A 9,441-nucleotide genomic window follows, 5' to 3' on the forward strand; every position below is an offset into this window, starting at 1 on the left:
AACCACTGGTGGCGCGATAGTTTGGGGCGGTGTCGAGGTAATGAATGGTTCTAGCGGTGGGCGATCGGAGGGCGCAGTATCGGTAGGGGCAACCGGCGTGGGCTGGTCGGCCACAGGAGCTGGCACGGCATCAACGGCAGGTTCTGCAGAGGCCGCATTATTAGTAGAGGTTGCATCACTGGGGATATTGGCGCTCGGCTCACCTGAGGTTGGTAGGTCGGCGGGAAGCGTTAGCAATTGAATGGGCATCGGGGCCATTTCACCCTCTGGCAGGGCAGGGGTTTGAATGGCCAGGCTGCGAACCATAACCAGGGCTACCCCGTGGGCTACAACCGAGGCTATCCCCGCTACTGGCCACAGCAGCCTGGGGTCGCGATGGCGGACAAAGCTGGTCAAGAAGGGGGAGGTTGCCATATATGGCTGGTAGGGAGTGAGGAAGATCGGGCTTGAGAGCAAAACTCGCCTTTTGATCCTACCCGTTGACCGGTGGGAGAAGGGTATATTGACTGCAAGAGCGATCATCCTAACGCCCAGGCTTTGCCAACACCGGGCATCTTTTTTGGGAGTCTGCCGCTGGGGTTTATGGTACAAATCGATCCAAATTCGCCACCTTTGCCACCTTCGCCAGCTATGGCCGTCGCCCCGCCGCTAATTCGCCCGGCCCGGCTGCAAGACATTGAGCGGCTGACCGATGTGCTCACCACCAGCTTTTACGATTGCTCGGGCTGGCGCTACTGGGTGTACCCCTTCATTCGTCTCGGCATTCAAGAAGACCTGAAGCAGCGGCTAAAGGCTCAGTCGCCCCGCTATGCTTGCCTGATGGCGCTGGCGTCGGCTGAGGCTGCTCCTGTAGACGACCCAGCGATCGCAGGCACAGTAGAAGCCTCGCTACGCCAGCCCTGGCCCTGGCAGGGCGATCGCCACGTCTATATTTCAAATCTGGCGGTGAGTCAGGACTGCCGTCGTCAGGGTGTAGCCAGCGCACTGCTGCAGTCATGCGAGCAGCTGGCTCAGCAGTGGCGCATCTATGAACTGCGCCTCCATGTCATGGAAGATAACTTAGCGGCTCAGGCGCTCTACCGCAAAGCCGGGTTTAGGGTGTTTCAAACTGAAGATACTCCGGCTTCGTGGGTAGGGTTGCAGGCCCGTCGGCTACTGCTGCGCAAGACCCTAACGCTACCTGCCCCGTGGCCCTAGCCGCCTCAACCGGATTGCTTCACACAAACCTTAAACTTTTGGGGTAGAAATTTATCCCTCCTTCAGCGTAGCTAAATACTTCTCTAGGGGGCGACCAGCCGTTTACCCTAGAATGAATACCTGAGGCGCTATAGCTCTTAGGCAGCTCATAGACCGAAGAAATGGGTACAGATCGTGGCTGGTCGAGCCGTTGTCGCTATGATGTGGCGGGGATGATCCCTAATTTTGAGCAGAATAGTTCAGGGCCAGGTCCCGGAAACTCCCTACGTTTTCCTGGCCTGTTTGAGGCATCTCAGTCCGCCCGGCCTCCTATCGTGAACCCAGTGAGTCGTCTCTCAAACCCATTTTTTGAGTCTAATCTGCTGCTGTCAGAAGACGATGACATTCTGGCCAGAATACGGGGTGGTGAACTGTGGGTCGTCAACAGCCGCCGCCGCAACGGGCTGATTATTCATAAAGAGTTTTACACCGAGTTTGCTGGCCCTGGTGCAGCCGTCGGCGGGGGCCTCGATACCGACTGTCGAGCGGTTATTCCCCTCGGCAGCCTGTCGTTGATTTCGCCTGAGTCAGCCGAAGCTCAGCAAAAGGCCCTTAAAATTCGCTTGCAGTGGGTGCGGCTCACCCAAAACTTTACCGATAAACCGGTGCCCATCGATCGCGCTCAGCTCATCCTGGAGCAGTTTAAGAGCTACTTCGACCAAAGCATTGTTGATAAAGTGCCGGATGAAGCCTTTGCCCTGCTGGTGGGGGTGCTGCCCTACACGGTGCGGCGGGCCAGGGCACTGGTGTAGCTTCGACTACGCTCAGCTACCGAATGCTTCGACTACGCTCAGCTACCGAATGCTTCGACTACGCTCAGCTACCGGGCTGCTTTTTCCTAAACCTGCTTTAGGTGAGTCAGGGTGCGCTGATTCTCCGCCGGAGTGCCAATGGTGATTCTCAAGCCGCCGCCCGTGTGGCGCACCAGCGTTCCCTGAACCCGCAACCGGTTAAACCAGCGTTCTAGTTCGGTCTCAATCGGTTGACCGGCCTGGGCGGGCGGGCGTCCGTAGAGAAAGTTGGCGTCGCTGGGCCACAGGCGCAGGGGCGTGTGCTGGGCGATCGCACTGGCCATCTCCCGCCGCTGCTGCTGAATTTCAGGCACCACCGCTAGCAATTCTTGGCGGTGGGCCAGGGCGAGCTGGGCGGCCGCCTGAGTCAGGCTGGGCAAATTGTAGGGCAGCCGCACTTTTTCGAGCGCCTGGGTGAGGGCTGGGTTGGCCACGGTATAGCCTACCCGATAAGCAGCCAGGCGCAAGGCCTTCGAAAACGTTCGCATGACCACCCAGTTGGGTCGATTCAGCACGTTGGCCACCGTAGTTTGCTGGCTAAATTCAAAATAGGCTTCGTCTACCACGACCAGAATGTCAGGCGGCAGAGCCTCTAGCCAGTCCACCTCGGCAGCGGTGAGGGCGTTGCCGGTGGGCGAGTTGGGGTGCACCATGAACACCACCCGCACAGGAGCGCTCTGGGGTTGCTCGATGGCCTGCTGTGCTGCCGCCAGATCAACCTCAAAGGTGTCTTCGCTGCGGCCTACTGTCACCACCGGAATGCCCAGAGTTCGGGCCAAAATGCCGTACATCGAGAAGGTGGGGTTGGCGACCAGCACCGAGCCTTCGCCGCCGATGCAGGTCGCAATCAGCAGCGATCGAATCAGCTCGTCAGAGCCGTTGCCAACGGAGATGTAGTCGGCATTAAAGGCCGCTCCGGCTGCGGTTTCGGTGACGTACTGGGCGATCGCATCCTTTAAAGCCCCGTGCCCGCCGTCAGGGTAGCGGTTAGCGGCAATGCCGTGGCGCAGCTGCCAGGCCAGCTTTTCCTTCAGCGCCTCGGGGAGGTCGTAGGGGCACTCATTGGTATCGAGAATATCCAGAGCGGCAGGGGATGGATCCTCTTCAGACTCAACATGGGGGGTGTAGGCCGCCAGTTGAACCACCGCCGATCGCAGAAAGGGCAAAGACATGAAGAATGCAAGTGCAGTAACCCCACCATTATTGCAGAGGCCGTAGAACGGTTGGGGGAACGGGCATTAGCGGTATACTTTTGCCAGCCTTGGCTCTCCCAGTCGCTTTTGATCTGGCGGAGTACACTAGGTTAGGGGTATATGCTCAGCCTCTAGCCGCTGCAAAACAACAGCCCGGACCGCTAGATCACTATGCTAGACGCACTTATTGTATTTTCATTCATCCTGGCCGGGGCGGGGATTGGGTTCTACAGCATTGATCTGCTGCCCGAGCCAATTTTGCAGCAGGTAACAAATATTGAGGCCTTAGGGTCAGTAACCGCTGTGTTTGGTGGACTAATTGGCACCGGGCTGGGCCTCGTCATGCAGACTAGCTACCGTCGCCTAGAGCGCCAGATTAAAGAGTTGCCGCCCGATCGCATTCTCACCCGCGCCGTGGGTTTGGTGCTGGGACTGCTGATCGCCAACCTGATGCTGGCTCCCTTGTTTTTGCTGCCGATTCCGGCGGAGTTTGGCTTTATTAAGCCGATGACGGCGGTGCTGGGCAGCGTGCTGTTTGCGGTGTCGGGCATGAATCTTGCCGATACCCACGGGCGATCGCTGCTGCGCCTGATCAGCCCCAGCACCCTGGAGTCTACCCTGGTCGCCGAGGGCACCCTCAAGCCCAGCAAAACCAAGGTGCTCGACACCAGCTGCATTATCGATGGCCGCATTGAAGGCTTGCTGGGCACGGGCTTTTTGGAAGGGCAGCTGCTGGTGCCGCAGTTTGTGCTGCAAGAGCTACAGCAGGTCGCCGATGCCAGTAACGACCAAAAGCGCGATCGCGGCCGCCGCGGCCTGGATGTACTCAACCGCATCCGCGAAGCCTACCCTAACCGGCTGCTGATCAACTCCGTCGACTACGACGACATCCCCACGGTGGACGCCAAGCTGGTGAAGCTGGCCCAGGAACTCAACGCCATGCTGCTCACCAACGACTACAACCTCAACAAAGTCGCCAGCTTTCAAGACGTTGAGGTGCTCAATATCAATGACCTGGCCCAGGCCATTCGCCCCGCCTACCTACCCGGCGACGACATCGATCTGAAAATTCTCAAAGAGGGCAAAGAACCCTCCCAGGGCGTCGGCTACCTTAACGATGGCACCATGGTGGTGGTCGAAGAAGGCCGCGACTACATCGGCGTAGAGCTAGAGGTCGTCGTGACCGGGTCGCTACAAACCTCCGCCGGACGCATGATCTTTGCCCGGCCCAAAACCTCAATGGTGGCCTCGTAATCACTATTGAATTTGATATTGCGGCTCTCTGCACTGGCGACTTTGATACGTTAAGAGCATGGCCGCATGAGCATGGCCGCATGAACATTGCCTCCCAAAAAATCCATAGTCCAACAATGGGGTACGATCAGCATCGGCTTTTACTACCGCTGCTATGACCGCCCGCATTGAGCTAACCGATACTGCCCCGCACCAGACCATGACCCTGGAGTTTCCCAATCATGGGGCTACGCTGGCGGGCCGCGTGCGGGTGCCTGGGGACAAGTCGATTTCGCACCGATCGCTGATGTTGGGTGCGATCGCCAGTGGCGAAACCCGTATTCAAGGGCTGCTGCTGGGCGAAGACCCGCGCAGCACCGCCGCCTGCTTTCAGGCAATGGGCGTTACCTTGTCATCCCTCGAAGACGAGTGGGTGACGGTGCAGGGGGTGGGCTTGGGAAATCTCCAGGAACCTGCCGACGTGCTCAATGCTGGGAATTCGGGCACCACCCTGCGGCTGATGCTGGGCCTGCTGGCGTCGCACCCCGATCGCTACTTTGCCGTGACGGGGGATGGTTCGCTGCGATCGCGCCCTATGGATCGCGTGATTAACCCCCTGGCTCAGATGGGGGCCGAGATTTGGGGCAGGCAGAACAATCGCCTGGCTCCCCTAGCGGTACGGGGGCGAGCCCTCCAGCCCATTCACTACCACTCCCCTGTCGCCTCTGCTCAGGTCAAGTCCTGCATTTTGCTGGCTGGCCTCTTGACCGACGGCGAAACCACCGTCACCGAGCCCAGCCTGTCGCGGGACCATAGCGAGCGTATGCTGCGGGCCTTTGGGGCCGATATCGTGGTAGATTCTGACACCTGTAGCGTCACGGTGCGAGGCCCCGCTACCCTCACCGGGCAGACCGTTGTGGTACCGGGCGACATTAGCTCGGCGGCCTTTTGGCTAGTGGCCGGGGCCATTACCCCCGGTGCTGATCTGGTGGTTGAGAATGTGGGCATCAACCCCACCCGCACCGGCATTCTCGATGCCCTACAAATGATGGAAGCAGACATTACTCTAGAGAATCCCCGTGAGGTAACGGGTGAACCCGTTGCCGATCTGCGGGTGCGCCACAGCCGCCTCAAGGCTGCCAGTTTTAGCGGCGACCTGATTCCCCGCATGATCGATGAAATTCCGGTTTTGGCGGTGGCAGCTTTGTTTGCTGAAGGCATTACGACCATTACCGATGCAGCCGAGCTGCGGGTCAAAGAGTGCGATCGCATTGCCGTTATGGCCAGCCAGCTCAGCCGTCTAGGTGCCCGCATTGACGAACACCCCGACGGGCTTGAAATCTATGGTGGCAACCCTCTTAGCGGTGCGATTGTGGATAGCTACAATGATCATCGGGTCGCTATGAGCCTGGCGATCGCCGCCCTGCGCACCAGGGGCACCCTTCATATTCAGCGGGCTGAGGCGGCAGCGGTTTCCTACCCCGGCTTTGCGGCTACGCTGGCGCGGCTCTGCGGTTTAGGCTAATTCGTCCCCAAACCATGACTTAGGCTATGACCTTGGGCACACTCTAACCAAGCCTAAAGGCCCAGCCCTAAAGGCTCAGCCCCAAAGGTCTAGCCCCAGAGGACCAGCCCTAAAGGCCCGGCTCAGAGGCTCAACGTTAAAAAATTGATGTGGCAACCGTTGAAAAACTTTGTCAATAGCCTCACTACCTATATGGCCCTTAGCCCCGATATGATTGCCCGACAACGGGTCAATCAGTGGCTGCGAGCGCGCCCCTGCTTCACCTGTAACGAGTGGTACATATACCACTGGACACCGCCAGCAGTGCCCCGTCCTTTGCCCCAGCCCCTAATCGATTTTACCTACGAGCATCTGCACGCTTACTCCGGCCTCGAAATCGGTTGTATTCAGCCCAGCGATCGCCTGGTCGAAGACCTGGTTTTCCCAGCCGTGTGCTGGTTTGATTGGAGCATCACCCTCTGTGAAGATTTTTACGCGACCTTTGGCCTCGACATTAGCGAACATTTCGACGAAACTCAGTTCTTCACTTGTGCCGACTTAATCAATTTTTTGAGCCAGCAGCTAGAGCAGCGAGAGACCGAGCCGGGATGAGGGGATGAGGAGAGTGTTGAACAGATTTTCAAAAGTTTTATAGGGTAAACGTCTTGCCTGCCTAGCTAAGTCCCCCATTTTTGACGTTTCGATCCTCCTCGCCTTCTCCATTGCTTTATCTTCCTCACTTCAGCAATCACCCGGTAAAGTGAGAAGGTAGCCAATGATGTGCCTCGGCAAGCGTAAGGAAGCCCCCATGAGCTTGAAAGATCGCGTTAGCGACGATATTAAAACCGCTATGAAGGCCAAAGACAAAGTGCGCCTGGAAACGGTTCGCAGCATTAAAAAAGTTATTCTCGAAAGAGAAACCCTGGTGCGCCCCAGTGGGCAAGACCAACTCACCCCTGAGCAAGAGCTAGAGGTGCTGACCCAGCTGGCCAAGCAGCGTAAAGACTCCATTGAGCAGTACCAAAAAGCGGGGCGCGAAGATCTGGCGGCCCAGGAAGCTCAAGAGCTAGAGATTATTTCAGAATACCTACCCCAGCAGCTCAGTGATGCCGAGGTAGAGGCCGTCATTGATGACCTGATCGCCAAGACCGGGGCTGCATCGCCTAAAGACATGGGCAAGGTGATGGGGCCTGCTATGCAGCAGCTCAAAGGCCGGGCAGACGGGGGTAAAGTCCAGGCGCTGGTGAAGACCAAGCTGGGCGGCTAGCCTTCTACCGTTGCTCTAAGACTTGGAAATGGTGGCGCATTTGGGACAGGCTAGCCTCGTCGGTAATCAGGTGTTCGTCGTAGCTGCGCTGCCACACGGCCTGACCAACCTGGTTAAGCCGTAGATTAATGCGCTTAGCTGCCACTGCTTTAAAGCTGGCAATAAATGATGACAGTAGCCAGGGCTTTTGGCTAGCCAAGCTCCCATTTAAGCCCCCCGTCAGGCTGGCTATGGGGGTAACAGGTACCTGCAAAAAAACAATGCTTTGCAGTCGATTGGGAGTAATGCTCCATACGTCGATATCAATGCCTTTGCGGTTGGCGGCAGCGCGTACCCATTCGTCAGCCACAATTAGGCCGCAGTCGTTTAGGAGTAAGTTGCCCTGCTCATAGTTACCCAGCAGAGGCTGCGCTTGAAAGGTCGAGAGCCCAACTAAATAAGCTCTAGGGGCGGCGGAATGGATCAATGCGTCTGCCCTCGAAGCGACTATTGTACGGGCTTGACTGTGTAGGCTCATGAGCGCTTCACTATGAATGCACTAGTAACCTATAGTCTGCCCAGCCACCTCGGGCCAGCATCAGCTTCAAGGACAAAGTTTGTAGTGAAGGCTACCGGCTACATGCCGTCGGTAAAGGCGGTGATGAGCTGGTCTAAATAACCGTTAACCAACTGGGCCGCTTCGGTGGGCAGGGTGCCAGTAATTTCGGTTTGCAAACTGCGGTAGGCGGCGATCGCAGAGTCTTCTTTATGCAGGGCGCGGGTAATATTCTGCATCCACACCACATACTCTTCCATAAAGCTGTCGGGGTTATCGAGCAGAATGGCCTTGGCAATGCATTCTAGGGTGTAAAGCATATCGCGCTGGCACTTGGCCCCATGCTCTTGCACTGCCTCTCTATGGGTGAGCATCAGCCGTCGCAGAGCGCTAAGTACCAGGGTTTCTCCCTCGGCTTTCAGCTGGGTGTAGGTCTTAAAGCGAGAGTCAAAGGAGGTGACAAACTGGGCCAGAGGGCGCAGCTCTAAATCGCTCAAGTAGCGTCCGTCAGATTGCTGAATAGAGTCTAGGAGCCGGTGTCTCATGGTGCGAGGGAGTGCTTTAGCATGGGGCAAATATTACTTCTAAATTGCCCAAATTGCTGCAATAGTCAACAAACCGTAAGAGCATTTCCCCGTGCTCCGTTGCAGTTAGTTATCTTTTTCGGGTGGGTCGGGGCGGTTAATGATGTCGTCGATGACGTTATCGACCGCCGCCGTAAGGCTATAAGAGATTGGGTTGCTGGCTCTAGACACCACCACTACTTCGTAGTAGCCCGACTGGGGTAGCTCGCCAGCCCAGGTGTTTTGTTCGGCATCGGCAAGAATGTGGGGCAGCGTTTCGGTGGGCACTGGCACGTAGACCGACAGGCGGGTGCTGTCGGGCGGGGCCTGGAGGTTGAGGCGCAGTAGCTGTTCGGCGCTGAGGTTGAGAATGTAAACCTGTCCCTGTCCAGGGCTGAGGGTACCCGCCTGCTGCTGGCTAAAGCTGCCCTGCTCAAAGGTGATTTCGGTCAGAGTGTCGCCGCTTTTTAGGGCGTTGACCTGGTCTTGAGCCAGGGCAAACCAAATTTGGTCAACTGGGGTTTCGACAAAGCCCTCGCTAACCTGTCCTGGAAACAGCTGGTTAAAGCGGGCATCAGCCAGATCGTAGAGGGCTTTGCTGCTTACGTAGAGATCGTTGACCTCGCGTTTCCAGCGATCGCTGTCGGTGGGGTTGTAGCGACCCAACCGGCTGCGGGCTTCGGTGCTGAGGTTGGCCTCTAGCAAGTCGAGATTGCTGGCAGCGATCGCATCCCACTCGGCCCGCAGCGGTTCATCTTCGGGCTGGTCGGTGAGCTGAGTGCCCTGACGGTTGGGGTTTTGCTCAAAGAAAAGCTGGTCGGTTAGCGCAGTGAGATAGCTCCAGTCAACACCTAGGTTGGCAGCGCGATCGCGCAGGGCCTGCTTGCGATCGCGTTCGGCCTCGCTCAAGTTGGGGTTGCTGGTATCGCTGCCGTCGGGCGAAACCACCTCAGAACCATTGCCCGAAAACTGGCTGAGCGGGTCGAGCCACCACCACAGCCCCCCACCTATTGCCACCGTCAGCAGCAGCCCGGCTAGGGCAGACCAGCACCCCGACGAGGTTTTTTGCACCGGCACGGCTCGCGGCGGCGGGGCCACGGTGGCCGTTGGGTCGTAGGC

At 57.7% G+C, this 9,441-nt stretch carries 9 protein-coding genes and 2 pseudogenes; 6 read left to right on the plus strand and 5 right to left on the minus strand.

All coding sequences use genetic code 11. The features are described from left to right. Positions 1 to 414, minus strand: a pseudogene (locus tag IQ273_RS25530) (hypothetical protein); the annotation flags it as partial. Between the two features lie 72 nt (positions 415 to 486). Between IQ273_RS25530 and IQ273_RS35505 the strand changes: the two are divergent. Both IQ273_RS35505 and IQ273_RS25540 read left to right on the plus strand, forming a co-directional pair. Further along, the gene (locus IQ273_RS35505; RefSeq protein ID WP_194025957.1) at positions 487 to 1,197 is read left to right on the plus strand and encodes a GNAT family N-acetyltransferase; all 711 of its coding nucleotides are present in this window, start codon (positions 487 to 489) and stop codon (positions 1,195 to 1,197) included. A 323-nt stretch (positions 1,198 to 1,520) separates the two neighbouring features. Beyond that, positions 1,521 to 1,988, plus strand: coding sequence for a hypothetical protein (locus IQ273_RS25540; protein WP_313898244.1), 468 nt, complete (start codon positions 1,521 to 1,523; stop codon positions 1,986 to 1,988). A gap of 86 nt (positions 1,989 to 2,074) precedes the next feature. Here IQ273_RS25540 and IQ273_RS25545 read toward each other — a convergent pair whose 3' ends face one another. After that, on the minus strand, positions 2,075 to 3,199 hold the full coding sequence (locus IQ273_RS25545; RefSeq protein WP_194025958.1) for a histidinol-phosphate transaminase: 1,125 nt from the start codon (positions 3,197 to 3,199) through the stop codon (positions 2,075 to 2,077). A gap of 192 nt (positions 3,200 to 3,391) precedes the next feature. Here IQ273_RS25545 and IQ273_RS25550 point away from each other — a divergent pair, with 192 nt between their 5' ends. From IQ273_RS25550 to IQ273_RS25565, 4 genes are all read left to right on the plus strand, one after another. After that, positions 3,392 to 4,474 (plus strand): PIN/TRAM domain-containing protein, encoded by a 1,083-nt coding sequence (locus tag IQ273_RS25550; RefSeq protein WP_194025959.1) that lies wholly within the window; start codon positions 3,392 to 3,394, stop codon positions 4,472 to 4,474. Positions 4,475 to 4,673: 199 nt separating this feature from the next. Then, positions 4,674 to 5,978 (plus strand): 3-phosphoshikimate 1-carboxyvinyltransferase, encoded by a 1,305-nt coding sequence (gene aroA / locus IQ273_RS25555; RefSeq protein ID WP_397198673.1) that lies wholly within the window; start codon positions 4,674 to 4,676, stop codon positions 5,976 to 5,978. 147 nt (positions 5,979 to 6,125) lie between these two features. After that, on the plus strand, positions 6,126 to 6,569 hold the full coding sequence (locus tag IQ273_RS25560; protein ID WP_194025961.1) for a hypothetical protein: 444 nt from the start codon (positions 6,126 to 6,128) through the stop codon (positions 6,567 to 6,569). Positions 6,570 to 6,765: 196 nt separating this feature from the next. Further along, positions 6,766 to 7,224: a GatB/YqeY domain-containing protein gene (locus IQ273_RS25565; protein WP_194025962.1), complete on the plus strand. Its 459-nt coding sequence runs from the start codon at positions 6,766 to 6,768 to the stop codon at positions 7,222 to 7,224. A 4-nt stretch (positions 7,225 to 7,228) separates the two neighbouring features. On the opposite strand, the gene IQ273_RS25570 is transcribed toward IQ273_RS25565, so the two are convergent. The 3 genes and pseudogenes from IQ273_RS25570 to IQ273_RS25580 all read right to left on the minus strand — a co-directional run. Then, entirely contained in the window at positions 7,229 to 7,690 is a 462-nt protein-coding gene (locus tag IQ273_RS25570; protein ID WP_194025963.1) for a transposase, read from the minus strand. A 149-nt stretch (positions 7,691 to 7,839) separates the two neighbouring features. Then, positions 7,840 to 8,304, minus strand: coding sequence for a hypothetical protein (locus IQ273_RS25575; protein ID WP_194025964.1), 465 nt, complete (start codon positions 8,302 to 8,304; stop codon positions 7,840 to 7,842). A 105-nt stretch (positions 8,305 to 8,409) separates the two neighbouring features. Beyond that, positions 8,410 to 9,441: pseudogene (locus IQ273_RS25580) on the minus strand (serine/threonine protein kinase); the annotation flags it as partial.

Source organism: Nodosilinea sp. LEGE 07298 (genome assembly GCF_015207265.1).
GTDB lineage: Bacteria > Cyanobacteriota > Cyanobacteriia > Phormidesmidales > Phormidesmidaceae > Nodosilinea.